The sequence below is a fragment of the Citrobacter freundii complex sp. 2025EL-00176 genome (assembly GCF_053309355.1).
This window is the reverse complement of record NZ_JBRYHT010000001.1, coordinates 617,744-642,779: the sequence shown is the minus strand read 5'-3', so window position 1 is coordinate 642,779 and position 25,036 is coordinate 617,744. Positions and strand designations below refer to the sequence as shown.

The 25,036-nt window shown below is 50.5% G+C and carries 26 protein-coding genes and 1 other annotated feature; of the genes, 9 read left to right on the top strand and 17 right to left on the bottom strand.

The genetic code is table 11. The annotated features are described in order from the left end of the window. Positions 1–2: 2 nt before the first annotated feature. The 7 genes from pheT to thrS form a co-directional block, all read right to left on the bottom strand. A complete protein-coding gene (gene pheT, locus ACVXHP_RS03175) occupies positions 3–2,390 on the bottom strand; it encodes a phenylalanine--tRNA ligase subunit beta (protein WP_447570827.1) in 2,388 nt (795 codons plus the stop codon). Between the two features lie 15 nt (positions 2,391–2,405). Further along, the gene (gene pheS, locus ACVXHP_RS03170; RefSeq protein ID WP_003832580.1) at positions 2,406–3,389 is read right to left on the bottom strand and encodes a phenylalanine--tRNA ligase subunit alpha; all 984 of its coding nucleotides are present in this window, start codon (positions 3,387–3,389) and stop codon (positions 2,406–2,408) included. A gap of 165 nt (positions 3,390–3,554) precedes the next feature. Next, positions 3,555–3,679, bottom strand: a sequence feature (Phe leader region). Beyond that, complete coding sequence (gene pheM / locus ACVXHP_RS03165; RefSeq protein ID WP_001386830.1) at positions 3,630–3,674, bottom strand: pheST operon leader peptide PheM; 45 nt, start codon at positions 3,672–3,674, stop codon at positions 3,630–3,632. It overlaps the preceding feature by 45 nt. A 119-nt stretch (positions 3,680–3,798) precedes the next feature. Continuing rightward, positions 3,799–4,155, bottom strand: a complete 357-nt coding sequence (gene rplT / locus ACVXHP_RS03160) for a 50S ribosomal protein L20 (RefSeq protein ID WP_003030578.1) — start codon at positions 4,153–4,155, stop codon at positions 3,799–3,801. A gap of 54 nt (positions 4,156–4,209) precedes the next feature. Beyond that, positions 4,210–4,407, bottom strand: coding sequence for a 50S ribosomal protein L35 (gene rpmI / locus ACVXHP_RS03155; protein ID WP_003030583.1), 198 nt, complete (start codon positions 4,405–4,407; stop codon positions 4,210–4,212). Positions 4,408–4,503: 96 nt separating this feature from the next. Then, positions 4,504–5,046 (bottom strand): translation initiation factor IF-3, encoded by a 543-nt coding sequence (gene infC, locus ACVXHP_RS03150; protein WP_048997935.1) that lies wholly within the window; start codon positions 5,044–5,046, stop codon positions 4,504–4,506. A 3-nt stretch (positions 5,047–5,049) separates the two neighbouring features. Continuing rightward, entirely contained in the window at positions 5,050–6,978 is a 1,929-nt protein-coding gene (thrS, locus tag ACVXHP_RS03145) for a threonine--tRNA ligase (protein WP_447570826.1), read from the bottom strand. A 302-nt stretch (positions 6,979–7,280) separates the two neighbouring features. On the opposite strand from thrS, the gene yniD reads away from it, so the two are divergent. Beyond that, positions 7,281–7,388, top strand: a complete 108-nt coding sequence (yniD, locus tag ACVXHP_RS03140; protein ID WP_003030590.1) for a small membrane protein YniD — start codon at positions 7,281–7,283, stop codon at positions 7,386–7,388. Between the two features lie 164 nt (positions 7,389–7,552). Here the strand turns inward: yniD and ACVXHP_RS03135 are convergent, their stop codons facing one another. Beyond that, entirely contained in the window at positions 7,553–8,311 is a 759-nt protein-coding gene (locus tag ACVXHP_RS03135; protein WP_079224479.1) for a DUF481 domain-containing protein, read from the bottom strand. A gap of 287 nt (positions 8,312–8,598) precedes the next feature. Between ACVXHP_RS03135 and pfkB the strand changes: the two genes are divergently transcribed. Further along, positions 8,599–9,528 carry a 6-phosphofructokinase II gene (pfkB, locus tag ACVXHP_RS03130; RefSeq protein WP_200006639.1) on the top strand — a complete coding sequence of 310 codons (930 nt, stop codon included), beginning with the start codon at positions 8,599–8,601 and terminating at the stop codon, positions 9,526–9,528. A 270-nt stretch (positions 9,529–9,798) separates the two neighbouring features. After that, positions 9,799–10,659, top strand: a complete 861-nt coding sequence (locus ACVXHP_RS03125; RefSeq protein WP_069324267.1) for a fructosamine kinase family protein — start codon at positions 9,799–9,801, stop codon at positions 10,657–10,659. A 56-nt stretch (positions 10,660–10,715) separates the two neighbouring features. Here the strand turns inward: ACVXHP_RS03125 and ACVXHP_RS03120 are convergent, their stop codons facing one another. Next, on the bottom strand, positions 10,716–11,252 hold the full coding sequence (locus ACVXHP_RS03120) for a YniB family protein (protein WP_200006640.1): 537 nt from the start codon (positions 11,250–11,252) through the stop codon (positions 10,716–10,718). 167 nt (positions 11,253–11,419) lie between these two features. Between ACVXHP_RS03120 and hxpB the strand changes: the two genes are divergently transcribed. The 4 genes from hxpB to tcyP all read left to right on the top strand — a co-directional run bounded on the left by hxpB (position 11,420) and on the right by tcyP (position 15,200). Continuing rightward, on the top strand, positions 11,420–12,088 hold the full coding sequence (gene hxpB, locus ACVXHP_RS03115; RefSeq protein ID WP_200006641.1) for a hexitol phosphatase HxpB: 669 nt from the start codon (positions 11,420–11,422) through the stop codon (positions 12,086–12,088). Positions 12,089–12,228: 140 nt separating this feature from the next. Further along, positions 12,229–12,990, top strand: a complete 762-nt coding sequence (kduD, locus tag ACVXHP_RS03110) for a 2-dehydro-3-deoxy-D-gluconate 5-dehydrogenase KduD (RefSeq protein WP_447570825.1) — start codon at positions 12,229–12,231, stop codon at positions 12,988–12,990. A 95-nt stretch (positions 12,991–13,085) separates the two neighbouring features. After that, the gene (locus ACVXHP_RS03105) at positions 13,086–13,673 is read left to right on the top strand and encodes a metal-dependent hydrolase (RefSeq protein ID WP_006684832.1); all 588 of its coding nucleotides are present in this window, start codon (positions 13,086–13,088) and stop codon (positions 13,671–13,673) included. Between the two features lie 135 nt (positions 13,674–13,808). Beyond that, on the top strand, positions 13,809–15,200 hold the full coding sequence (gene tcyP, locus ACVXHP_RS03100) for a cystine/sulfocysteine:cation symporter (protein WP_003832558.1): 1,392 nt from the start codon (positions 13,809–13,811) through the stop codon (positions 15,198–15,200). Positions 15,201–15,265: 65 nt separating this feature from the next. On the opposite strand, the gene cedA is transcribed toward tcyP, so the two are convergent. Next, positions 15,266–15,529: a cell division activator CedA gene (gene cedA / locus ACVXHP_RS03095; RefSeq protein ID WP_071887334.1), complete on the bottom strand. Its 264-nt coding sequence runs from the start codon at positions 15,527–15,529 to the stop codon at positions 15,266–15,268. Between the two features lie 192 nt (positions 15,530–15,721). Here cedA and katE point away from each other — a divergent pair, with 192 nt between their 5' ends. Further along, the gene (gene katE / locus ACVXHP_RS03090) at positions 15,722–17,980 is read left to right on the top strand and encodes a catalase HPII (RefSeq protein WP_200006643.1); all 2,259 of its coding nucleotides are present in this window, start codon (positions 15,722–15,724) and stop codon (positions 17,978–17,980) included. Positions 17,981–18,016: 36 nt separating this feature from the next. Here the strand turns inward: katE and chbG are convergent, their stop codons facing one another. The 7 genes from chbG to osmE form a co-directional block, all read right to left on the bottom strand. Next, on the bottom strand, positions 18,017–18,775 hold the full coding sequence (gene chbG / locus ACVXHP_RS03085; RefSeq protein WP_316129525.1) for a chitin disaccharide deacetylase: 759 nt from the start codon (positions 18,773–18,775) through the stop codon (positions 18,017–18,019). A gap of 12 nt (positions 18,776–18,787) precedes the next feature. Further along, positions 18,788–20,143 carry a 6-phospho-beta-glucosidase gene (locus ACVXHP_RS03080; RefSeq protein WP_304698144.1) on the bottom strand — a complete coding sequence of 452 codons (1,356 nt, stop codon included), beginning with the start codon at positions 20,141–20,143 and terminating at the stop codon, positions 18,788–18,790. Between the two features lie 124 nt (positions 20,144–20,267). After that, positions 20,268–21,107: a transcriptional regulator ChbR gene (chbR, locus tag ACVXHP_RS03075; protein WP_447570824.1), complete on the bottom strand. Its 840-nt coding sequence runs from the start codon at positions 21,105–21,107 to the stop codon at positions 20,268–20,270. A 13-nt stretch (positions 21,108–21,120) separates the two neighbouring features. Then, entirely contained in the window at positions 21,121–21,468 is a 348-nt protein-coding gene (chbA, locus tag ACVXHP_RS03070) for a PTS N,N'-diacetylchitobiose transporter subunit IIA (protein WP_200006645.1), read from the bottom strand. A 54-nt stretch (positions 21,469–21,522) separates the two neighbouring features. Then, positions 21,523–22,881, bottom strand: coding sequence for a PTS N,N'-diacetylchitobiose transporter subunit IIC (gene chbC / locus ACVXHP_RS03065; RefSeq protein WP_174770348.1), 1,359 nt, complete (start codon positions 22,879–22,881; stop codon positions 21,523–21,525). A gap of 87 nt (positions 22,882–22,968) precedes the next feature. Further along, on the bottom strand, positions 22,969–23,289 hold the full coding sequence (gene chbB, locus ACVXHP_RS03060) for a PTS N,N'-diacetylchitobiose transporter subunit IIB (protein ID WP_003030620.1): 321 nt from the start codon (positions 23,287–23,289) through the stop codon (positions 22,969–22,971). Between the two features lie 301 nt (positions 23,290–23,590). Next, on the bottom strand, positions 23,591–23,929 hold the full coding sequence (gene osmE / locus ACVXHP_RS03055; RefSeq protein ID WP_006684842.1) for an osmotically-inducible lipoprotein OsmE: 339 nt from the start codon (positions 23,927–23,929) through the stop codon (positions 23,591–23,593). 209 nt (positions 23,930–24,138) lie between these two features. On the opposite strand from osmE, the gene nadE reads away from it, so the two are divergent. Continuing rightward, entirely contained in the window at positions 24,139–24,969 is an 831-nt protein-coding gene (gene nadE, locus ACVXHP_RS03050) for an ammonia-dependent NAD(+) synthetase (RefSeq protein WP_200006647.1), read from the top strand. Positions 24,970–25,036: the final 67 nt, after the last annotated feature.

Below are 25,036 nucleotides of genomic sequence, written 5' to 3'. Positions count from 1 at the left end.
GTTCAATCCCTCAATGATGCCTGGAATCGCTCTTTTAATGCCTCTACACATTTGGCGACGGTAGCGGCAATCTCCTCTTCTTCAAGTGTACGGCTGGTATCCTGAAGGATCAGGCTGATAGCGAGGCTCTTATAGCCCTCCGCAACACCCTTACCGCGGTACACGTCAAATAAGTTTACGCCAACTACCTGATTTACGCCAACTTTCTTACACTCGGATAAAATATCCGCAGCGGGAACGTTTTCTGCCACAACGACTGCGATGTCGCGACGGTTCGCTGGGAAGCGAGAAACTTCACGCGCCTGAGGCACCACGCGGTCTGCGAGCTTGTTCCACTCCAGTTCAAACACCAGAGTGCGACCATTCAGATCCAGTTTACGTTCCAGCTCAGGATGAACAACCCCAATGAAACCAATACGTTCACCTTTCAGATAAATCGCCGCAGACTGACCCGGATGCAGTGCTGGATTCGCTTCAGCTTTGAACTGAATGTCCGCCAGTTTGCCGGTCAGGTCGAGAACCGCTTCCAGATCGCCTTTCAAATCATAGAAATCAACGGTCTCTTTTGCCAGATTCCAGTGTTCATCATGACGGTTACCGCAGATCACGCCTGCCAGCATCAGATCCTGACGGATCCCGAGGTTGGCCTGCGTATCCGGTACGAAACGTAAACCCGTTTCAAAAATACGCACGCGGTTCTGCTGACGGTTCTGGTTATACACCACCGTTGACAGCAAACCGGTCCACAGTGACAAGCGCATTGCCGACATATCAATAGAAATTGGGCTTGGCAGCAGCAGCGATTCTTCACCCGGATGCAGCAACGCCTGAATTTTCGGGTCGACAAAGCTATAGGTGATCACTTCCTGGTAGCCTTTGTCATTCAGCATGGTTTTTACACGTTTCAGCGATAAATCCGCTTCACGATGCTCACCCATGATCAGACCTGCCTGAATTGGCGTATTCGGGATATTGTCATAACCGTATACACGGGCAACTTCTTCGACCAGGTCTTCTTCGATTTCCATATCGAAACGCCAGCTCGGCGCTACCGCTTTCCACTCATCCTGACCTTCCGTGACGTCACAACCCAGACGACGCAGAATATCGCTCACCTGCTCATCAGCAATATGGTGTCCGATCAGACGATCCAGTTTGCTGCGGCGAAGCGTAATGGTCGCGCGTTTTGGCAGCGTGGCTTCGTTGGTTACGTCAATAATCGGACCCGCTTCACCGCCGCAGATATCAATCAGCAGGCGCGTAGCACGTTCCATGGCTTTATGTTGCAGCGCCGGATCGACACCACGTTCATAGCGATGGGAAGCATCGGTGTGCAGGCCATGACGACGTGCGCGACCGGTAATAGACAGCGGGCTGAAGAACGCGCATTCCAGCAGGACGTTTTGCGTTTCGTCATTCACGCCGGAGTGTTCACCACCAAAGATGCCGCCCATGGCCAGCGCTTTGTTATGGTCCGCAATCACCAGCGTATCCGCATTCAGTTTCGCTTCGCTGCCGTCCAGCAGAACCAGGGTTTCACCCTCTTTTGCCATACGGACAACAATGCCACCGTCGATACGATCTTTGTCGAACGCGTGCATCGGCTGACCCAGTTCGAGCAACACATAGTTCGTCACGTCAACCACAGCATCGATAGAGCGGATGCCGCAGCGACGCAGCTTCTCTTTCATCCACAGCGGAGTTGGCGCTTTAACATTGATGCCTTTCACCACACGGCCCAGATAGCGTGGGCAGGCTTCCACTGCTTCGACCTGAATCGGCAGGACATCGCTAATGGTTGCGGCTACAGGCGCGATTTGTGGCTCAACCAGCGGAGCCTGGTTCAGTACAGCAACATCACGAGCCACACCGATGATACCCAGGCAGTCTGCACGGTTAGGCGTAACGCTGATTTCGATGGTGTTATCGTCAAGCTTCAGGTATTCGCGGATATCGGTGCCAATTGGCGCATCGGCAGGCAGTTCGATAATACCGTTATGATCGTCGGAAATGCCCAGCTCGGAGAACGAGCACAGCATGCCTTCAGACGGTTCACCGCGCAGTTTCGCCGCTTTAATTTTAAAGTCGCCCGGCAGTACGGCGCCCACGGTTGCCACAGCCACTTTCAGGCCCTGACGGCAGTTCGGCGCGCCACAGACGATATCTAACAGGCGGTCGCCGCCTACATTCACTTTGGTGACGCGCAGTTTGTCAGCGTTCGGGTGCTGACCGCACTCAACCACTTCACCAACCACAACGCCGTTGAACGCGCCCGAAACAGGTTCCACACCGTCAACTTCCAGACCCGCCATCGTGATTTGGTTTGACAGCGCATCGCTATCAATCGCCGGGTTTACCCATTCGCGTAACCACAGTTCACTGAATTTCATTGTTTTATCCTGCCTTTATTTAAACTGTTTGAGGAAACGCAGATCGTTTTCGAAGAAAGAACGCAGATCGGTCACGCCGTAACGCAGCATGGTCAGACGCTCCATACCCATACCGAATGCAAAGCCGGAGTAGATCTCCGGATCGATACCCACGTTGCGCAGCACGTTCGGGTGAACCATCCCGCAGCCCAGCACTTCCAGCCATTTGCCGTTTTTGCCCATCACATCAACTTCCGCAGAAGGTTCGGTGAACGGGAAGTAAGAAGGACGGAAGCGAACCTGCAGGTCTTCTTCAAAGAAGTTGCGCAGGAAATCGTGCAGCGTGCCTTTCAGGTTGGTGAAGTTAATGTTGGTATCAACAATCAGCCCTTCCATCTGATGGAACATCGGGGTGTGCGTCTGATCGTAGTCGTTACGGTATACGCGGCCAGGGGCGATGATACGGATCGGTGGCTGTTTTTCTTTCATGGTGCGGATCTGCACGCCGGAAGTCTGCGTACGCAGCAGACGGGTCGCGTCAAACCAGAAAGTGTCGTGGTCGGCACGCGCCGGGTGATGGCCAGGAATATTCAGGGCGTCGAAGTTATGATAGTCATCTTCGATTTCCGGACCGGTCGCCACGGTAAAGCCCAGCTCACCGAAGAAGCTTTCAATACGATCGATAGTACGTGTTACCGGATGCAGACCGCCGTTTTCGATACGACGTCCCGGCAGAGAGATATCGATCGTTTCTTCAGCCAGACGGGCATTCAGCGCAGCGCTTTCTAATTCGGCTTTACGTGCGTTCAGCGCTTGCTGTACCTGCTCTTTGGCTTCGTTTATCACCGCACCTGCTGCCGGACGCTCTTCTGGCGGCAGCTCGCGCAGGGTTGTCATCTGAAGGGTCAAGTGCCCTTTCTTGCCCAAATATTCGACGCGGACATTGTCTAACGCGGCAACATCTGAAGCCTGGTTAATGGCGGCCGTTGCACTGGCAACCAGCTCTGCGAGATGTGACATGGTTTTCCTCGTTATGTGGCGATATTCACTAGTCGCTCGTCTATACGCAAAATCATTCAAGTTGTATCAAGGCGGCAAAAGAGCTCATCCTCAGGAGCGTACATCAGTACGTGACTGGGGTGAGCGAATGCAGCCAACACTGAGACAACTTGAAGGATGACGCGTATAAAAAAAGCCTCCACCAGGGAGGCTTTTAGGCGCTGTTTTCCGTTTCTTCTTTCACGCGCAAGCCTCCTGGATTCAGGTGCTAAAGTAAAAGAAGAAGCGGAAAATAGCAGCATTCATGCTTGCGTTACCTTGTGTGGTAAAAACCGGACAACCTTTATTGAAAAGGCTTATGGATAAATTGTCAACCAATTGATTGCGCTACAATAAAAGAGAGGGAGCCAGGCTCCCTCTTTTCACCGGCTTATGCCAGAGCTGCTTTCGCTTTTTCGACCAGAGCGGTGAACGCTACTTTGTCGAATACTGCGATGTCAGCCAGGATCTTACGGTCGATTTCAACAGAGGCTTTTTTCAGGCCGTTGATGAATTTGCTGTAAGAAATACCGTTCTGACGTGCTGCTGCGTTGATACGCGCAATCCACAGTTGACGGAACTGACGCTTTTTCTGACGACGGTCACGATAAGCGTACTGACCAGCTTTGATAACAGCCTGGAAGGCAACGCGGTATACGCGAGAACGCGCACCGTAGTAGCCTTTAGCTTGTTTCAAAATTTTCTTGTGACGTGCACGGGCAACTACACCACGTTTTACGCGAGCCATATGTGCTCTCCTGTCTCTATATTCTTAGTAAAAAATTAATTAAACGTTAACGGCTTATGCGTACGGCAGGCACGCGATAACCAGACCCAGATCGCCTTTAGAAACCAGGCCTTTTGGACGCAGGTGACGTTTACGCTTAGTAGATTTTTTGGTCAGAATATGACGCAGGTTTGCGTGCTTACGCTTAAATCCACCACCACCGGTTTTTTTGAAGCGCTTAGCAGCACCGCGTACGGTCTTAATTTTTGGCATTTTAATAACTTCCACTTCGCATTGTTAATAAACGAAACGTAGGCGAACAACGGCTGTGGAACCCGCAGGCTCCACAGACATTGCTACTTGAAGGCCTTACTGTTTCTTCTTAGGAGCGAGCACCATGATCATCTGACGGCCTTCGATCTTCGTAGGGAAGGATTCGACTACTGCCAGTTCACTCAGATCGTCACGGACGCGGTTAAGCACTTCCATACCGATCTGTTGGTGGGCCATCTCACGACCGCGAAAACGCAGCGTGATCTTAGCCTTATCGCCATCTTCCAGAAAGCGTACCAGGCTGCGGAGTTTTACCTGGTAATCGCCATCGTCGGTGCCAGGACGGAATTTAATTTCCTTAACCTGGATAACTTTTTGCTTTTTCTTCTGTTCCTTAGAAGACTTACTCTTTTCATAAAGGAACTTGCCGTAGTCCATAATACGACAAACTGGCGGTTCGGCGTTAGGGCTGATTTCAACTAAATCTACTCCAGCTTCTTCAGCTTTTTCGATTGCTTCTCTCAGACTCACAATACCCAAAGCTTCGCCTTCCAGACCTGTTAAGCGAACTTCCAGGGCGCGAATCTCGCCATTGATACGATTCGGACGTGCCGTTTGAACTCGTTTTCCGCCTTTAATACCTTATTCCTCCAGTTGTTGAAGACTGCGGCTGCGAATCTCTTGTTGCAGCTTCTCAATCACTTCATTTACGTCCAGGCTGCCCAAGTCTTTGCCACGACGGGTGCGCACGGCAACTTTGCCTGCTTCAACCTCTTTGTCGCCACAGACCAACATGTAAGGGACACGACGTAAAGTGTGCTCGCGGATTTTAAAGCCTATCTTCTCATTTCTCAAGTCTGCTTTTACACGAATGCCCGCATTTTGTAGTTTCTGCGTTAATTCGTTAACGTATTCAGACTGAGAATCGGTAATGTTCATGACCACAACCTGAACCGGCGCAAGCCAGGTCGGGAAGAAGCCAGCGAACTCTTCGGTCAGGATACCGATGAAACGTTCCATCGACCCAAGAATTGCGCGGTGAATCATAACCGGCACCTGACGCTCGTTGTTTTCGCCAACATAAGAGGCGCTTAAACGGGACGGCAGAGAGAAGTCCAGCTGTACAGTACCGCACTGCCATGCACGATCGAGGCAGTCATACAGGGTAAATTCAATTTTCGGACCGTAGAATGCGCCCTCACCCAGTTGGAACTCAAACGGGATGTTGTTTTCTTCCAACGCAACGGCCAGGTCAGCTTCAGCACGGTCCCACATTTCATCGCTACCGATACGTTTTTCGGGGCGAGTGGACAGTTTGACAACGATCTTCTCGAAGCCAAAGGTGCTGTACATATCGTAGACCATACGAATGCAAGCGTTAACTTCATCACGAATCTGTTCTTCAGTACAGAAGATATGCGCATCATCCTGAGTGAAGCCACGAACACGCATCAGACCGTGCAGCGCGCCTGACGGCTCATTACGGTGGCAGCTACCAAACTCAGCCATACGCAGCGGCAGATCGCGATAAGATTTCAGACCCTGATTAAAGATCTGTACGTGGCCCGGGCAGTTCATGGGCTTAATGCAGTATTCACGGTTCTCTGAAGAAGTCGTGAACATCGCATCTTTGTAGTTATCCCAGTGACCTGTTTTTTCCCACAGCACGCGGTCCATCATGAACGGACCTTTAACTTCCTGATACTGGTATTCTTTCAGTTTCGAACGAACGAAGACCTCCAGCTCACGGAAGATAGTCCAGCCATCATTGTGCCAGAACACCATACCCGGCGCTTCTTCCTGCATATGATACAGGTCAAGCTGTTTACCGATTTTACGGTGATCGCGTTTGGCGGCTTCTTCCAGACGTTGCAGGTAGGCGTTGAGGGCTTTTTTATCTGCCCATGCAGTACCATAAATACGCTGCAGCATCTTATTATTGCTGTCGCCACGCCAGTATGCCCCTGCGCTCTTCATCAGCTTGAAGTGATGACAGAAACGCATGTTTGGCACGTGCGGGCCACGGCACATATCGACATATTCTTCATGATGGTACAAGCCGGGCTTGTCATCATGGGCAATGTTCTCATCAAGAATAGAAACTTTATAGGTCTCGCCACGCTTCACGAAGGTTTCACGCGCTTCGTACCAGCTGACTTTCTTCTTAATGACATCGTAGTTTTTCTCAGCGAGCTCGTGCATCCGCTTCTCGAGCGCGTCGACGTCTTCCTGGGTTAACGTACGGTCAAGATCGATATCGTAGTAAAAACCGTTGTCAACAACCGGTCCGATCGCCATTTTGGTGTGCGGCCACAGTTGTTTGATCGCGTGCCCTAACAGGTGCGCACAGGAGTGACGAATGATCTCCAGACCTTCTTCATCCTTCGCGGTGATGATGGAGAGCTTCGCATCATGTTCAATCAGATCGGAAGCATCTACCAGCTCACCGTTAACACGGCCAGCAATAGTGGCTTTCGCCAGACCTGGACCGATGTCCAGCGCAACATCCATGGGGCTTACAGCGTGGTCGTAATGGCGTTGGCTGCCATCAGGAAGAGTAATAACAGGCATGTTATATCCTTATTTGCAGTGGTGACCCACACGTAAGATCACATACAAAGATTCAATATTTAAAATTATCAAAAAGGTGTGGGCTGATTCCCGCTTCACTCTGCGAAATATGTCACTGGTTGCCTTGGTAGCTACGCTGGACCTACACCCGCTTTTTGATAACACCGTTGACAGTGTACACGGTGTTACGGGCCGATCAAAGCAGCAATCAACGCGTACTCTATGATGTAAATCAATTCACTGACACCCTGACGTCTTTGTTACACTTGCCGAAAGTCATCAAATATGAGCAGGAAGGAACTATGCCAACAAATCGCTTTGCGAAGAAACACTGGAAAATGGTGGTGATTCTGCTTGTTATTTGTGCGGCAATGCTGATGCTGCGTTGGGCCGCCATGATCTGGGGTTAAATTATTGGCAACTGCCGTGCGGTTCCGTTTATTTATCTATTAAATCGAATTCATCTGAAAAATAGCGCGTATTGATGCGTGGTAAAAATAAAACGTAGATTAAATATTAAATAAACTTAACTTTAATTGGGAAAACCGGGCCAATTATTTGACCCGGCTTGTCATTACATACGATAACCGAGCGAAACAGTCGTTCGACGATCGGTATGCTCCGGCGCAGTTGCCGGCGGTTCAGAGTTCCAGGTCACGTTGTAAGCTACCTTTAACCCGAAGTGTTCGTTGATGGCAACGTTCAAAGCCGTTTCAGAGTTAAGTGTCGTATCGTCAGCACCAAATACCGATACACCCTGAGTAAACTTGGTGTTGTCCGTCATCTGCCACGCATACGCCCCGGACGCATAGCCCAACGGCTGCGTTTCGGTGGTGCCATCAGTGTGCTCGTCATAACGAACACCAGGACCGAATTCAAAACGGAAGCTGTGCACCGGTCCATTGAGGAACTGACGACCGTAACCTGCGGTCAGTACGTCACGCTCGCGATAACCGTTGTAACGGTCGGTCAACCAGCTTGCCTGCCCAAAGAGATAGTCATAGTCGGTCATGTTGTAACGACTACGGCCCCCTACGGCATACTTCTCTGATGAACGCTCATCATTTGAGGAGGTATTGCTGGCATTTCCCCACAGAGACCACGCCGTGGCCTGACCGTACCAGGTCATGTTGGTGTCTGCAGTTAAAGAAGAACTTTTTGTGTTGCCTGACTGGGCGAGATATCCCGCGTTCAGGTTACCTTCAAAGGGTTTTTTCGCGCTGGAAGGGTCATCCATGACAGTAAAAACGGAATCATCGGCGGCAGCATGCATTGACGCAAGCAGGCCTCCCATCAGCATGAATGCTGCGGGCACTGTCTTCAAAAGCTTCATTTATTAAGAGTCCGTACAACAAAAAAAGAGACCATAACGGTCTCGGAAACTTTCATATGGATCAATGACAAAAGACCCTTGAAAGGTAACAAATTATAAAAAGACTCGAATAACATAGCAATAAATTCTTATTTCATTTTTTGAATAAGAGCGTTCTTAAATCGTTATTTTATTTATATAACTTTACCCAGATAATTTTAAATAAAGATATGAAAAATCATGTTGTTAATTACTTCACTTTCGGGGGGTTAAGTGCCAGACTGAAGGCAGCCTAACAGGAGGTAAAGATGGTACGTATCTATACGTTAACACTTGCGCCCTCTCTCGATAGCGCAACAATCACTCCGCAAATCTACCCAGAAGGTAAACTTCGCTGTACCTCGCCGGTTTTTGAACCCGGTGGTGGTGGCATCAATGTCGCTCGTGCAATTGCTCATCTTGGCGGTACTGCGACGGCTATTTTTCCCGCGGGTGGGGCCACGGGAGAACATCTTGTAGCATTGCTCGCCGACGAAAATGTTCCCGTCTCTACGGTCGAAGCCAAAGACTGGACCCGCCAAAATCTGCACGTTCACGTTGAGTCCAGCGGTGAGCAGTATCGCTTCGTTATGCCCGGGGCTGCGCTGACCGATGATGAGTTCTATCAACTTCAGGATCAGGTGCTGGAAATTGAGTCCGGCGCGCTGCTGGTGATTAGCGGCAGTTTGCCGCCTGGCGTACAGCTTGAGAAGCTGACCCGACTCGTTACCTCTGCACAAAAACAAGGTATTCGCTGCATCGTCGATAGCTCAGGCGAGGCGCTAACGGCGGCGTTAGCCATCGGCAATATCGAACTGGTCAAACCCAACCTCAAAGAACTGAGCGCGCTGGTGAACCGCGAACTCACGCAACCCGATGACGTACGTAAAGCCGCGCAGGAAATTGTGCAGTCGGGTAAAGCACACCGCGTTGTTGTTTCTCTTGGGCCACAGGGGGCGCTGGGCGTTGATCGCGAAACTTGCGTCCAGGTGGTTCCTCCCCCGGTGAAGAGTCAAAGTACCGTAGGCGCGGGCGACAGTATGGTCGGCGCCATGACGCTTAAACTGGCTGAAAACGCACCTTTTGACGATATTGTTCGTTTCGGTGTCGCTGCCGGTAGCGCAGCAACCCTGAATCAGGGTACACGTCTGTGCGCTTTGGACGATACGCAAAAAATATATGCCTACCTTGCTCAGTAATGGCAGCGTCCCCCTTTTTAATAGAAAGGGGGATTTTCCCGTAAAACTGTCGGCATGGTTGTTATACGTCTATGATAAAAAATCACGTGATTACAAAGAAGTGAATCACGTGCAACCGGACATCTCCACAACGGTGCGAGATGAAGAAGAAGAGCAAACATTAAGTGCCTTTCCAACGATGACGCGTCCGTGGTGTGCGTCAGTTCGTGTTTTTTAACCGCATTCTTGCGCTAACCTTATGATCTGGCAGACAACATGGGGAGAGACATCATGTGGCAGGCTATCAGTCGTCTTTTAAGCGAGCAATTAGGTGAAGGCGAAATCGAACTGCGTAATGAACTGCCCGGCGGAGAGATCCACGCCGCATGGCATTTACGCTATGCGGGGCGCGATTTTTTCGTCAAATGCGATGAAAGAGAGTTGTTAACCGGCTTTACGGCGGAAGCCGATCAGCTGGAGCTACTTTCCCGTAGCCAAACCGTATCTGTACCGAAAGTTTGGGCGGTAGGCGCAGACAGAGATTACAGTTTCCTGGTGATGGACTTCCTCCCTCCCCGTCCGCTTGACGCGCACAATGCGTTTATCCTCGGTCAACAGCTTGCGCATTTGCATGAATGGAGCGATCAGCCGCAGTTCGGACTTGACTTCGACAATGCGCTCTCGACCACGCCGCAACCCAATGCCTGGCAACGTCGCTGGTCAACTTTTTTTGCCGAGCAGCGTATTGGCTGGCAACTGGAACTCGCCGCTGAAAAAGGTATTGCGTTTGGCAATATTGACGCCATTGTCGAGCATGTTCAGCAACGTCTCTCTTCCCATCAGCCACAGCCGTCGCTCCTGCATGGTGATTTGTGGTCGGGGAACTGTGCGCTCGGCCCGAACGGTCCCTACATTTTCGACCCTGCCTGCTACTGGGGAGACAGAGAGTGCGATCTGGCAATGCTGCCGTTACATACCGAACAGCCGCCGCAAATTTATGATGGTTATCAGTCCGTCTCGCCGCTACCCCTGGATTTTCTCGACAGACAGCCTGTCTACCAGCTCTATACGCTGCTGAATCGGGCTATTCTGTTCGGAGGGCAGCATCTGGTTGTGGCGCAGAAAGCGATGGATAGGTTACTGGCGGCTTAGCAAAGCGCTTATCAGGCCTGGCGTTACACAACGCGGCAGGCCTGATATTTCAACGCTTACAAAAAGCCCAGTAATGAGAAGAAGAAGTAGCCGATGACGATAACGATCACCGGCAATATATACAGCGGGAAAATTTGTAAAAAGATCGTATGGTGCGGCACCACGATACGTGACTCAATTTGCGCGCGTGATAACCCTTCACTACCTTTGGCCTGTTCCAGAATCAGTTGATCCTCAACGCCTTCGCGTAAAAAACGCGCCTGACGGCTCATTCTTGCACCTGAATCCTGCAACGCTAAGCCGATAAAAATCAGGATGAAAATCAGCCAAAAAACGAGATTGAGTCCACTTTGAAAATCGGGAGTCGGTGAGTTATACCAAAATACGTTAAGAAAGGGGGTGTTCACTCGCATCATGTCGATCATTACATGGGCAAAATCGAGCATCACCGCATTAATCCCCTCCTGCTTTTCGCTGTGCGCATACATAAACTTCAGTACAGAAACCAGTGTTGAAATCAGCGCGGGAATGAAAATCACCCATCCCACCAGCCTTTTCAAGACGGCAATGCGTCCAGCTTGTTGATACGTCATGAGTTCCCCTTGATAAAGACGTGTCATTTTGGCCTAAGTTTACCCGTTGATAACCGTTTTCGCCTGATCTTTAAAGGCGGTATAATGGAGAATTAGCCATAATGAACGCTCAGAGCCTGTTATGACTGGCTCGAAATCCCTTTTATCACCCTAAAGGAGAGGTTGTGATGTCAACCCCGCGTCAAATTCTTGCTGCAATTTTCGATATGGATGGATTACTGGTCGATTCAGAACCCCTCTGGGATCAGGCCGAACTGGATGTGATGGCAAGTTTAGGCGTTGATATCACTCGCCGCCATGAACTTCCCGATACCCTTGGCTTACGCATCGACATGGTGGTTGATTTGTGGTTTGCGCAGCAACCGTGGAATGGCCCCACACGTCAGGAAGTGACTGAACGTATCATCACCCGGGCTATTGCGTTAGTTGAAGAAACAAGACCGCTGTTGCCTGGCGTACGTGAAGCCGTGGCGTTGTGCAAATCGCAGGGAATTCTGGTCGGGCTGGCATCCGCATCACCGTTGCATATGCTGGAAAAAGTGCTGACCATGTTTGATCTGCGCGACAGCTTCGACGCACTTGCCTCCGCGGAGAAACTGCCCTACAGCAAACCGCACCCGCAGGTGTATCTCGATTGCGCAGCGAAACTGGGCATTGATCCATTGAGTTGCGTTGCCCTGGAAGATTCAGTCAACGGCATGATCGCCTCGAAAGCGGCTCGCATGCGCTCTATCGTGGTGCCTGCGCATGAAAATCAGGACGATCCTCGCTTTGTACTGGCCGACGTAAAACTGTCCTCGCTCACCGAACTCACCGCCGTTCATCTGCGCGGCTAACCCTCTCACGGGCAATGATTCGCATTGCCCGCTCCTCCTTTATTTTTAAAACAGCGTTTCATTTTTATTGTGTTTTTGCTCAGCCTCTCCTATTCTTTCCGCATGGTAAAACGTGCATAAAATGAATAATTGAGGTGAATATGATTCAGGATGCTTTTCGTCTCGCAGGTAAAGTCGCCATCGTCACCGGCTGTGATACCGGCCTTGGACAAGGTATGGCACTGGCGCTGGCTGAAGCTGGCTGTGATGTGGTCGGCGTGAATCGTAAAATCCCGCATGAAACCGCAGAGAAAATTAACGCGCTCGGTCGACGTTTTATGGCGATTCAGGCCGATCTCAGCCAACAGGAAGCACTTGCCAGTATCGTGACACGAACGGTGGCGGCATTTGGGCGGGTCGATATTCTGGTCAATAATGCGGGCACCATACGCCGCCAGGATGCGCTGGACTTCAGCGAAAAAGACTGGGATGACGTGATGAACCTGAATCTCAAGTCCGTGTTCTTTCTGTCGCAGGCTGTGGCGCGCCAGTTTGTGGTGCAGGGTAACGGTGGGAAAATAATTAATATTGCCTCAATGCTCTCATTTCAGGGCGGGATCCGCGTTCCTTCCTATACCGCATCTAAAAGCGGTGTTCTGGGTATCACCCGCCTGCTGGCCAATGAATGGGCTGCACAAGGTATTAATGTCAACGCTATTGCGCCCGGCTATATGGCGACCAATAACACGCAGCAATTACGTGAAGACAGCGAGCGCAATCAGGAGATTATCGATCGTATTCCAGCCGGACGCTGGGGAAAGCCAGACGATCTGAAAGGCCCGGTCGTTTTCCTTGCAAGTTCAGCCTCTGACTATATTCATGGTTATACGCTGGCCGTGGATGGTGGTTGGCTGGCGCGGTAATGTCGCACTTGTGACAAAGGGTTACAACGTCACCTCTTCCGCCTACTGTATAAAACCCCTATACTGTATGAATTGACAGTTTATTGGGTTGTATCATGACGGCGGAAGGCCACCTTCTTTTTTCTATTGCCTGTGCGGTATTTGCCAAAAATGCCGAGCTAACGCCCGTTCTTGCGCAGGGTGACTGGTGGCATATCGTCCCTTCGGCCATTTTGACATGTCTGCTACCGGATATCGATCATCCAAAATCCCTGCTCGGGCAGCGTCTGAAGTGGATATCGAAACCCATTGCCCGCGCATTTGGCCATCGCGGGTTTACGCATAGCCTGCTGGCAGTCTTTGCCCTGCTGGCCACGTTTTACCTGAAAGTCCCTGATACCTGGATAATTCCGGCTGATGCCTTACAAGGCATGGTTCTCGGTTATCTCAGCCACATTCTGGCCGATATGCTGACCCCGGCAGGCGTCCCCCTGCTTTGGCCCTGCCGCTGGCGTTTTCGTCTGCCGATCCTTGTGCCGCAAAAAGGAAATCAACTGGAAAGATTTCTGTGTATGGCGCTGTTTGCCTGGGCCATCTGGATGCCGCAAACCGTACAAGAAAACAGTGCAGTACGCTGGTCATCGCAAATGATAAATACGCTACAAATGCAGTTTAATCGTTTCATAACGCACCAGGTTGACTAATAAATCAGCCGAAATGTCATTTTTGGCATAAACAATTCCATTTGAATATAAGAGGCATGTCACAGTTCTGCTAATCTTGCGCCAACAGAATCACCATCGTACGGTGATACGCATAATAAGATCAGGAGAACGGGGATGAACTTTCCATTAATCGCGAACATTATCGTGTTCGTAGTGCTGCTGTTCGTGCTGGCGCAAGCCCGTCACAAACAGTGGAGTCTGGCAAAAAAAGTACTGGTCGGTCTGGTCATGGGTGTGGTGTTCGGCCTCGCTCTGCATACCATTTATGGCTCCGACAGCCAAGTTCTTAAAGATTCCGTACAGTGGTTCAATATTGTCGGCAACGGTTACGTCCAACTGCTGCAAATGATTGTTATGCCGCTGGTCTTTGCCTCTATACTCAGTGCCGTTGCGCGTCTGCACAACGCCTCTCAGTTAGGTAAAATTAGCTTCCTGACCATCGGCACGCTGCTGTTTACCACGCTGATTGCCGCGCTGGTAGGTGTTCTGGTGACCAACCTGTTCGGCCTGACCGCTGAAGGTCTGGTGCAAGGTGGGGCTGAAACCGCTCGCCTGAACGCCATTGAAACCAATTATGTTGGCAAAGTAGCCGATCTCAGCGTTCCGCAACTGGTGCTGTCGTTCATCCCGAAAAACCCGTTTGCCGATCTGACCGGAGCGAACCCGACGTCGATTATCAGCGTAGTTATCTTCGCTGCATTCCTCGGTGTAGCCGCACTGAAACTGCTGAAAGATGACGCACCAAAAGGCGAGCGCGTTCTGGTCGCTATTGATACCCTGCAAAGCTGGGTGATGAAGCTGGTTCGTCTGGTTATGCAGTTAACGCCGTACGGTGTTCTGGCGCTGATGACTAAAGTGGTTGCTGGCTCCAACCTGCAGGACATCATCAAGCTGGGCAGCTTCGTCGTCGCTTCGTATCTCGGTCTGGGTATTATGTTTGTGGTGCACGGGATCCTGCTGGGTATTAACGGTGTTAGCCCGCTGAAATACTTCCGCAAAGTCTGGCCGGTGCTGACTTTCGCCTTCACCAGCCGTTCCAGCGCCGCATCCATTCCGCTGAACGTTGAAGCACAAACCCGTCGCCTGGGCGTACCTGAATCCATTGCCAGCTTTGCCGCCTCTTTTGGCGCTACGATTGGGCAGAACGGTTGTGCCGGTCTGTACCCGGCCATGCTGGCGGTAATGGTCGCACCAACCGTCGGTATTAACCCGCTGGATCCAATGTGGATTGCCACGCTGGTCGGTATCGTGACCGTGAGTTCCGCAGGCGTTGCGGGTGTGGGTGGTGGCGCGACCTTTGCCGCGCTGATCGTTCTGCCTGCTATGGGTCTGCCGGTAACGCTGGTTGCTCTGCTGATCTCCGTTGAACCGCTGATCGATATGGGTCGTACCGCGCTGAACGTCAGCGGCTCCATGACTGCCGGTACGCTGACCAGCCAATGGCTGAAGCAGACCGACAAAACGATTCTGGACAGCGACGATAACGCCGAACTGGCACATCGCTAAGCCTGTTTGCTGAAAAACAAAAAAACCGCCGGTGTGTGATGCTCCGGCGGTTTTTTTATATCCAATTAATCGCTCAGTTCATTTTCCTGGCGAATCTGATTAGCCCAGCGTTGCGCTGATTCCGGAACCGTAAATGCAGGCGAACGTTGAAACGCCTCCCCCATTAAGACAAAAGCGACATATTTTCCGCGCAGTATCCATACGTCACGAAACGCGTCCATTTTAACCGCATGCTCTGGCGGAGCGGGCTCCACACGTGGCACATAGCTGATAACCGGACGATTTTGTTGGCGAAGAGGTTTCATAATCAGTTGCTTCACTAAAGACAAATTCTAAAAATCAGAAAACGGCTATCTTAGCCGATTTTCCCCTCCTGCGTCCTGCCTTGCGTGCGCGGTTTGTCTGCCTCATCGCGCTTTACCTGCCCGGTATATTCCTGCACGGCTGAATGAGTGGTCTATAGTTAAAGCTTTTGACGGCAACAACGCCCCTTTCAGCGATGAATACAGGAGACGAGTTTAATGTCACAGAAAGATAAGCATCCGCTCCATCACACTGCGCCGGTTCATGACGCCAGCGAATCCAAACCTGGTCTTGATTCTCTGGCGCCAGCAGACGGTTCACATCGGCCTACGCCAGAACCGACGCCTCCGGGCATGCAACCCACCACGTCCGGCAGCTTAAAAGCGCCTGACATCAGAAGTGACAAACTCAACGCGCTGGACAGTTTTCGCAAAGGAAGCGAAGACTTTGCCCTGACCACCAATCAGGGCGTACGCATCGCAGACGATCAAAACTCTCTACGCGCCGGAAATCGCGGGCCAACATTACTGGAAGATTTTATCCTGCGAGAAAAAATCACCCATTTTGATCATGAACGTATACCAGAACGTATCGTTCACGCCCGAGGATCTGCCGCGCACGGTTACTTTCAGTCCTATACCGATTTAAGCGCAACGACAAAAGCCGATTTCTTATCCGAAGAAAACAAGATAACTCCCGTTTTTGTCCGTTTCTCAACTGTCCAGGGCGGTGCAGGCTCAGCGGATACGGTCAGAGATATTCGGGGATTTGCGACAAAATTTTATACTGAAGAGGGCATCTTTGATCTGGTAGGAAATAATACGCCGATCTTTTTTATTCAGGATGCACATAAATTCCCGGATTTCGTCCATGCCGTAAAACCGGAGCCACATTGGGCAATCCCGCAGGGCCAAAGCGCGCATGATACCTTCTGGGATTATGTCTCATTGCAACCTGAAACCCTGCACAACGTGATGTGGGCGATGTCTGACCGGGGGATCCCGCGCAGTTATCGCACGATGGAAGGTTTCGGCATCCATACTTTTCGGCTGATTAATGCGCAGGGGAAAGCCACTTTCGTCCGCTTCCACTGGAAACCGCTGGCTGGCAAAGCTTCTCTGGTATGGGATGAAGCGCAGAAACTGACGGGGCGAGATCCTGATTTCCATCGCCGCGATCTGTGGGAGGCAATTGAAGCCGGTGATTACCCGGAATACGAACTTGGCCTGCAGTTAATCCCGGAGGAAGATGAGTTTAAATTCGATTTTGACCTGCTCGACCCGACCAAACTCATCCCGGAAGAGCTGGTTCCGGTTCAGCGCGTCGGTAAAATGGTACTAAACCGCAACCCGGACAATTTTTTCGCTGAAAACGAACAGGCGGCATTTCATCCCGGTCACATCGTTCCGGGCATCGATTTTACCAATGATCCGCTGTTACAGGGCAGACTATTCTCGTATACGGACACCCAGATCAGTCGCCTGGGTGGACCTAACTTCCATGAAATCCCCATCAACCGCCCGACCTGCCCATACCATAACTTCCAGCGCGACGGTATGCATCGCATGGATATTGATACCAATCCCGCCAACTATGAACCTAACTCCATCAATGACAACTGGCCGCGAGAAACACCGCCGGGGCCAAAACGTGGTGGATTTGAGTCGTATCAGGAGCGCATTGACGGGAATAAAATTCGTGAGCGTAGCCCCTCTTTCGGCGAATACTATGCCCACCCTCGCCTGTTCTGGCTAAGCCAGACGCCAATAGAGCAACAGCATATTATTGGCGGATTCAGTTTCGAACTCAGCAAAGTGACCCGGCCTTATATTCGCGAAAGAGTGGTCGATCATCTGGCGCATATTGATACCGCACTGGCGCAGTCCGTGGCCAGCAACCTCGGTTTTGAGCTGACCGAAGAGCAAACCCAGATCTCACCTCCGCCGGACGTCAACGGATTAACCAATGCGCCTTCGCTTAGTTTGTATGCGGGATCAAAAGGCGATATTAAAGGCCGCGTGGTCGCCATTCTGCTCAATGATCAGGTAAAGGCGGACGATCTGCTCGCCATTATGCAGGCCCTGCAGGCGAAAGGCGTTCATGCCAAGCTGCTGTATTCCAGAATGGGCAATGTGGTTGCCGACGATGGCTCCATCCTGACGATCGCGGGCACCTTTGCCGGCTCGCCGTCGCTGACGGTCGATGCGGTTATCGTTCCGGGTGGGAATATCGCAGATATCGCCACGAATGGAGATGCTAAATATTATTTACTCGAAGCGTATAAGCACCTGAAACCTATCGCCCTGGCTGGAGATGCTCGCCAGCTTAAAGCTGCATTGGATATCACAAATCAGAGTGAGGAAGGCGTGGTAGAAGCGGACAGTGCAGACGCACAGTTTATGGATACCCTGTTGACACTGATGACTGCGCATCGTGTCTGGTCGCGGGCCGGAAAAATCGACGCGATCCCTGCCTAAAAAAATGCGGCGCATAATGCGCCGCAAACTCAGGAATTACACGTTCAGAAAACTGCCAAGACGATAACCGCGCTCCGCAATAGCATATTTCAGTGACGAAGACGTCAGTACGTCAAGCTCAGTTAAGCGGGGGTAACAGTAGGCACTTTGACGAATAGTGTCATCGACAAAGGCTGGATGACACATGACTTCCAGTGAGGACTCTCCCCGGTCTGCTGAGGCGTCCAGCGTTTGCAAAAACAGAGCCTCTGAAATCGCTTCGCCATAAAACTCGCTGCTGAATCCCTGGGAAGTACGCAACGTGTCGGGTAAATCAGACGCCTGGAACACCGCCTGACGATCGATACGCAACGCAATCCCTCGTTCGGCTGCAAAGCTCGCGATAATGGGGAAAATCTGCGGGAACATATGCACATGGTGATGACTATCCAGATGCGTCGGTTCCCGCCCAAACAGGTCTATAAAACGCTGATACTGCGCGGCCAGCTCTTGTGAAATTTCATCCAGCGGTAAAGCATCTTCTTCTGCCATCCGCCAGATCCATTTCCCCAACAATCCGTCACGCGTAAGGCCCGGCATTGGCGTCAACGGTCTGCCCAGCGTCAGAACAAAGTGCATCCCGACGGCAAGTGCAGGTATGTCACGACTCAGCTGTACCGCATGGTCAATCGCCGCGCCATTCACCAACGCCGTCGTCGAGGTGACCACGCCATTGCGGCAGGCTTCAACAATGCCGTAGTTTTGTCCTTTACTCAGGCCAAAATCATCCGCATTTACAATCAGTACGCGTTCCATAGCCGACCTCAGTTAGTGTTGTTCGTTTTTCAGTTTCTCGATGCACCCGGCGAAATTTGGCAGCCATTGTTCATGCGCCAGAATCAATTCACGCGCCAGCACTTCAGCATCGCGGTCAGAATGTACCAGTGGGCTAAGGTTCAACGCCAGCAGCACATCATTCAGCTCGCCGCTCAGTGCCGCGTTGCTTGCCGCCACTTCAAAGCCTTTAATGGTATAGATAAGACCGAGGACTTTCTCATCAAAATGAGTAATACGTGGGTGTGGCGTGGCGCCGTTGCGTCCCAACGTGCAGGTCATTTCTACCGCCCAGTCCGCAGGAATGTTATCCACATGCCCATGGTGCGGAATGTTAACATAGTGTTCAGTCTGCTTATCGTTGTAGATAGCGTTGATCACTTCACAGGCCGCGTCGGAGTAATAAGCGCCACCGCGCTGCTCCAGTTCCTTCGGCTTGACGTTCAACTCAGGATTTTTGTAGAGATCAAAAAGTTGTTTCTCAACTTTCTGTACCACCTGAGCGCGTGCCCCGCCCTTATAGTATTCGCCCATTTCAATCGCCAGCATCTCTTTTGGCTTGAAGTAGTAGAGCAAATAAGAGCACGGCAGCAGCTTCAGCGAACGAATCAGTCCTTCACTAAACGGCAGGTCAAAGATGTTCTTCACGGTAGACGCTTTCAACTCTCCCGATGCGACGCCGTCCAGCAGCTCATCAAACCGAGAGACACCATTCACCAGCACGTCTTTGATAAAGACCATATGGTTCAGACCGAACAGATCGATAGAGAGATCATCGCTCTCTTTCAGCGCCAGCACATCGCTAATGAACATTTTCATGCCGACGGGAATATTACACACGCCGATAAATTTCTTGAAATTCGTATGACGATAGACCGCTTCAGTCACCATCCCGGCCGGGTTAGTAAAGTTAATCACCCATGCATTTGGGCACAGTTCTTCCACATCTTTCACAATGTCAAAAATAACCGGAATGGTACGCAATCCTTTGAACAGACCGCCCGCACCATTCGTTTCCTGTCCCAGATAACCGTGGCTCAGCGGGATACGCTCATCCTTCTCACGGGCTTTAAGTTGCCCCACACGTAATTGAGTGGTTACGAAATCCGCATCTTTCAGCGCTTCGCGACGATCCAGCGTTTTATACAACTTCATCGGGACGCCAGCTTTGTCGATCATCCGCTGGCAAAGGTCAAAAATAATGTCCAGCTTCTCTTTACCACCCTCTACATCAACCAGCCACAATTCAGAAACCGGTAATTCATGATAGCGTTTAATAAAGCCTTCAAGTAACTCAGGGGTGTAGCTGCTCCCGCCACCGATAGTGACGACTTTTAATTTCTGGCTCATACGTTCTCCCTTCAGTGTCAAAACACTGACATGTATTATGCTCAGCCCGTTTGTCAGGTATAGCGTGGCTGTCCCGACGCTATTTAGGGCAAGCTATAAAAAATGAGTTTTTGGAAAATAATATCTACTGATTAAATTCAGTTAATTTCTTACGATAGCTATTTGGCGTAAACGACGTCAGCTTTTTAAACGTTTTAATAAACAAACTTGGACTACTGTAACCAGACTCATAAGCAATATCCGTTACAGAATAGTTAGTCATTTCCAGCTGTTTTTTAGCAAAATTAATGCGAATTTCATTAATGATCTGCATCGGCGTTTTGCTGTAATAACGCTGGGTTGCGCGGGTCAGATACTCCTGGGACTTCGCGGACAGGTGTACCATATTTTCCAGCGCATTCTCGCTAAACTGCCGTTTGTCGTGCATGGTCTCGACGGTGGTTTTGAGCCACTGAGGATTATCATCCAGCACCTGCTCTTCGCGATGATGGCGCAGTCGATTAATAATATAGAAGGTGACCACTTCTACAAATTCATCGAGTCCGCTCTCCCGAAAGTTCAGTGATGCAATAACCGTTTCAATGTAGGTAAGAAACGAGTTATTCGCCCGATAGACCTGTGATGCAACGAAACAAAATGGCAGCAGCGGGTGGTAGTGCTGTTCAAAAAAACGTTTACTGATACCGACGTTAAGGATCCTTGTCGCACCGAAATCATAGAAACTCTGGTGATGCGATCCCAACGGGATAAAAACAAAGTCCCCACGCTCAAGCAATACGCGTTTACCGTTGATTTCCTGATAATAGCGACCGGTTAAAACCAGCGTAAATTCATAGTAGTCATGCTGATGCAGCCCACTGATGCTCTCAGTTTTGTTATAGATGAACACATGGAAATTTTTGCCATTAAACAGCTGCTGTTCATAGACGGTTTTGATTTCCGGTGCGTTAATCTGTAGCTGCATTGTGCACTCCTCGCTATTTCAGCTTCTCGTGAAGTTCAATCAGTTCAGTGACCAGCTCGCGCGCCAGCATCGACGTCATCAGGTGATCCTGTGCGTGGACCAGCACCAGGCTGACTTTCATTTTACCTTCGCCCTGATCGCCTTCAATCAGTTTCGTTTGCACGAGGTGCGCTTCATTCAGCGCCAGGCGAGACTGGTCCATCATGGTCTTCGCTGATTCAAAATCACCCTGCTTGGCCAGTTTGAGCGCGCCGTATGCCAGGCTACGAGCCTGACCAGAATTGATGATCAGCCCCATCACCACTTCTTCAAGTTCTTCTGCTTCTGACTGCGTGTCGACGATATTCTCGATATCCAACATACTTTTTTCCTCTGGTTCAGTCCGGCATGACGGTGAAGCCATGCCGGATTAAATTTAGAATTTCAATGCGTTAGCGATATCTTCTTCGCTTTCTTCTTGATCAATAACGTTCTGAGCTTTGTTGGCTACCACCACGAACGGCAGGTAAACCAGCGTTGCGATACCGAGGTTGAACAGCGCGACCAGCAGAGCGGCGACGCTACCGTTGGTGTTAAAGAACGCGCCCAAACCGGTTGGCATGGTCCACGGTGCAATGTTGGTAATCGGTGGAATAATGCCTGAGTAGTAAGCTGCCAGCGTAATCGCCGCCAGAATCGGCTGCACCAGAATGAACGGAATAAACATAACCGGGTTCATGATGATCGGCAGACCGAACAGGATAGGTTCGTTAATCTGGAAGAGACCTGACGGCAGTGCCAACTTAGCCACCTGGCGATAGTCAGGACGACGCGATGCCAGGAAGATAGCGATAATCAGACCCAGCGTTGCCCCGCTACCCCCAAGGAAAATATAGGAGTCGAGCATCGGTTTCGCCCAGACGTGGAAGGTCTTACCGGCTTCCAGCGCGGCGTCTACGGAACCAAACTGTTGGTAGATAGAGATGTTTTCCAGCGCCCATGGCGTCATGATTCCGCTGTCCAGCGCGGTCAGCGCCAAAGAACCGTGAATACCAAAGAACCACAGCAGCGGAACAAAAATCACATAGGCCCAACCCACTACGCTACCCAGCGATGCCAGCGGCGTTGAAATGGAATCCATAATGATCTGATGGAAGTTGGTACCCCAGGTGTTCAGCGCCCAGGCGATGATCCCCATAATGGAGAGAATAAGGAAGCCAGGAATCAGCGCAGAGAAGGAACGCGATACGGACGTCGGTACGCTATCAGGTAATTTAATCACCCAATTACGATGGACCACAAAAGTGAACATTTCCGCGACCGCCAGGCCGATAATAATACCGGAAATAATATTGGCACCGCCCAGCCAGTTAGCACCGACAGCATAGGCTTCCCCCACGCTATACGGCGTTACGGTCATAAACGCGGCGACAGATAACAACCCGGCAGCCAGTGAGTCAACCTTGCGTTCTTCCGCCAGCGCCATACCGATAAAGAACGGCGCCATCAAGGACATGATACCCAGCGTACCGTTATAGACGTTTCCACCGATGCCCTTCAAACTATTCAGCGTTTCAATAGTTGAAGCATCAAGTCGAATGCCCATCGAATAAAAAAACGACCCCTCCCCAAAGCTCAGGAAAACGTTATTAATTAATACAAACATTGCCCCTGCGAGGGTTAACGGCATTAAACGAATAAAACCGTTTTTGATTGCATTAACGTGCGGCTGCTTTCCAATTTTTACAGCAAAAGGAAGGAGTACCTTTTCAAGTGAAGCAATAGCGTTACTCATAGAAAAATACCCTTAAATACCGCAATTAATAATTGCGGTGAATGTTAATGAAATAACTCTTTGACGGGAAAAATTAAAATAAAATAATTAATTTGCTGCGGCTTTTTTAATTGCTGCAACAGCAGCCTTAAGCACGCCTAAACCATCGACTTTGCCATACAGCAGCGAGTCAATCACTTCCACAGGCTTGTTGGGTAACAAACGCTGAATTTCGGGCAACATATAAGCAATTTGCGGACCTAATAACACAACATCGGCCGCTGGGCCTTTTTCTCCGGCCAGCGTTTCAGGAAACGCTTCAATAATAACCGGCACTTCGTATTTTTCGGCCTGAGCACGCATCTTCGAAACCAACAATGAAGTCGACATGCCCGCAGAACAAAACAGATAAATGTGTTTCTTTTCCATTAAAACGATCCTCATGTGCGATTATCTGTCAACCAGACACTCCGCAAGCCATAACCTGCATCCATGCTCTGGGTAACTTGCGTCAGCTAAATTACTTTTTTAGGTGGCTGAAATGAGTATACGGGATTGCACCGGCGGATGGTATTTCCTTGACCAACTAAATTGTCTCTCCTTGACCTGTCGTTATGACCCCCCTCACATTTTGTGCAAATAATTCGCGGCAATAAATAAGATCGTGCGGCACAAAAAAACCGGCGCGATGGCCGGTTGTTCAGAGTGCTCAGGCAATAAACAGTTGTTACTACTTCGCTGCCTGTGGGTCGGTGTCGTACTCTGCGCAGGTCTGGTAGCCAGAGTTAATCACATGGCCGGTATCGTCTAAAGCCACAAAATAGGTTTCAGCTTTACCATCTCGTTGACCCAGGATGTAGGTCTGACAGGTCCCGCGCGCATGGATCATGCTTACTTCTGAAGAAGGCTTCCCGGCAATTTGCGCGACTTGCGCCCGGCTCATCCCTTTCTTCACATCTTTCACCACGGGCTGAACAAATTGGTCTTTGGTACGATCATAAGCCGTACACCCCGCCAGCATAGTCAAAACAGCCGCTGCACCCAGAATTCCTGTTAGATTCTTGTTCATTTTTTCGTCCTCTTGTTTTTCAGCGTGTTATGTAAGCCTGGAGCACAACAACACATTTTTCAAGCAATCAGATGATACTTAGGCCGTTTCGGAAAATTCTATTAAAACAAAATGATGTTATATCAGGCTTGCATCCCTTGTCGTTTGGGCCTCAACGCGTTAGCTTTACCCTATCATTTTTTATCATTTTATTTTTCACAGGGGGTTGTATGACTCTGCAGCAAGAGATAATCAAAGCGCTTGGCGCAAAACCGCACATCAATGCAGAAGAGGAAATTCGTCGCAGCGTAGATTTCCTGAAATCATACCTGCAAACCTACCCCTTTCTGAAATCACTGGTGTTAGGAATTAGCGGCGGACAAGACTCAACGCTCGCCGGGAAACTCTGTCAAATGGCCATTTCCGAGCTCCGCCAGGAAACGGGGAATGACGCGCTACAGTTTATTGCGGTGCGTTTACCGTATGGCGTTCAGGCTGACGAACAGGATTGCCAGGACGCCATTGCCTTTATACAACCGGACCGTGTACTCACCGTCAATATCAAAGGTGCAGTACTGGCCAGCGAGCAGGCGCTGCGCGAGGCGGGTATTGAGCTGAGTGATTTTGTGCGTGGCAATGAAAAAGCCCGCGAACGTATGAAGGCACAATACAGCATCGCCGGCATGACCAGCGGCGTTGTCGTGGGTACCGATCATGCAGCAGAAGCGATCACCGGATTCTTCACTAAATATGGCGATGGCGGTACTGACATAAATCCAATATTCCGTCTGAACAAGCGCCAGGGTAAACAGCTGCTTGCTGCGCTGGGTTGCCCGGAGCATTTATATAAGAAAGCCCCCACCGCCGACCTTGAAGACGATCGCCCTTCTCTGCCGGATGAAGCCGCGTTGGGCGTGAGCTATGACAACATCGACGATTATCTGGAAGGAAAAACCCTGGCTGCCGATATCGCGAAAATAATCGAAGGTTGGTACGTGAAGACAGAGCACAAACGTCGCCCACCCATCACGGTGTTTGATGATTTCTGGAAAAAAGCGTAATTTTTCCTGCTTAAGGCCGGGTAGCGCCCCTCTTGCTGCTCTCCGGCCTTAGCTGTCTGAGCATGCC

What these genes read in the sequence shown, in the direction of transcription:
- chbA (WP_200006645.1), bottom strand. Translation starts at nt 21,468, where the DNA reads ATGTTGGATATCGAGAATATCGTCGACACGCAGTCAGAAGCAGAAGAA.
- rpmI (WP_003030583.1), bottom strand. Translation starts at nt 4,407, where the DNA reads ATGCCAAAAATTAAGACCGTACGCGGTGCTGCTAAGCGCTTCAAAAAA.
- rplT (WP_003030578.1), bottom strand. Translation starts at nt 4,155, where the DNA reads ATGGCTCGCGTAAAACGTGGTGTAGTTGCCCGTGCACGTCACAAGAAA.
- ACVXHP_RS03135 (WP_079224479.1), bottom strand. Translation starts at nt 8,311, where the DNA reads ATGAAGCTTTTGAAGACAGTGCCCGCAGCATTCATGCTGATGGGAGGC.
- ACVXHP_RS03120 (WP_200006640.1), bottom strand. Translation starts at nt 11,252, where the DNA reads ATGACGTATCAACAAGCTGGACGCATTGCCGTCTTGAAAAGGCTGGTG.
- kduD (WP_447570825.1), top strand. Translation starts at nt 12,229, where the DNA reads ATGATTCAGGATGCTTTTCGTCTCGCAGGTAAAGTCGCCATCGTCACC.
- thrS (WP_447570826.1), bottom strand. Translation starts at nt 6,978, where the DNA reads ATGCCTGTTATTACTCTTCCTGATGGCAGCCAACGCCATTACGACCAC.
- katE (WP_200006643.1), top strand. Translation starts at nt 15,722, where the DNA reads ATGTCACAGAAAGATAAGCATCCGCTCCATCACACTGCGCCGGTTCAT.
- chbC (WP_174770348.1), bottom strand. Translation starts at nt 22,881, where the DNA reads ATGAGTAACGCTATTGCTTCACTTGAAAAGGTACTCCTTCCTTTTGCT.
- ACVXHP_RS03080 (WP_304698144.1), bottom strand. Translation starts at nt 20,143, where the DNA reads ATGAGCCAGAAATTAAAAGTCGTCACTATCGGTGGCGGGAGCAGCTAC.
- osmE (WP_006684842.1), bottom strand. Translation starts at nt 23,929, where the DNA reads ATGAACAAGAATCTAACAGGAATTCTGGGTGCAGCGGCTGTTTTGACT.
- ACVXHP_RS03105 (WP_006684832.1), top strand. Translation starts at nt 13,086, where the DNA reads ATGACGGCGGAAGGCCACCTTCTTTTTTCTATTGCCTGTGCGGTATTT.
- nadE (WP_200006647.1), top strand. Translation starts at nt 24,139, where the DNA reads ATGACTCTGCAGCAAGAGATAATCAAAGCGCTTGGCGCAAAACCGCAC.
- pfkB (WP_200006639.1), top strand. Translation starts at nt 8,599, where the DNA reads ATGGTACGTATCTATACGTTAACACTTGCGCCCTCTCTCGATAGCGCA.
- pheS (WP_003832580.1), bottom strand. Translation starts at nt 3,389, where the DNA reads ATGTCACATCTCGCAGAGCTGGTTGCCAGTGCAACGGCCGCCATTAAC.
- ACVXHP_RS03125 (WP_069324267.1), top strand. Translation starts at nt 9,799, where the DNA reads ATGTGGCAGGCTATCAGTCGTCTTTTAAGCGAGCAATTAGGTGAAGGC.
- hxpB (WP_200006641.1), top strand. Translation starts at nt 11,420, where the DNA reads ATGTCAACCCCGCGTCAAATTCTTGCTGCAATTTTCGATATGGATGGA.
- chbR (WP_447570824.1), bottom strand. Translation starts at nt 21,107, where the DNA reads ATGCAGCTACAGATTAACGCACCGGAAATCAAAACCGTCTATGAACAG.
- chbG (WP_316129525.1), bottom strand. Translation starts at nt 18,775, where the DNA reads ATGGAACGCGTACTGATTGTAAATGCGGATGATTTTGGCCTGAGTAAA.
- tcyP (WP_003832558.1), top strand. Translation starts at nt 13,809, where the DNA reads ATGAACTTTCCATTAATCGCGAACATTATCGTGTTCGTAGTGCTGCTG.
- yniD (WP_003030590.1), top strand. Translation starts at nt 7,281, where the DNA reads ATGCCAACAAATCGCTTTGCGAAGAAACACTGGAAAATGGTGGTGATT.
- chbB (WP_003030620.1), bottom strand. Translation starts at nt 23,289, where the DNA reads ATGGAAAAGAAACACATTTATCTGTTTTGTTCTGCGGGCATGTCGACT.
- pheT (WP_447570827.1), bottom strand. Translation starts at nt 2,390, where the DNA reads ATGAAATTCAGTGAACTGTGGTTACGCGAATGGGTAAACCCGGCGATT.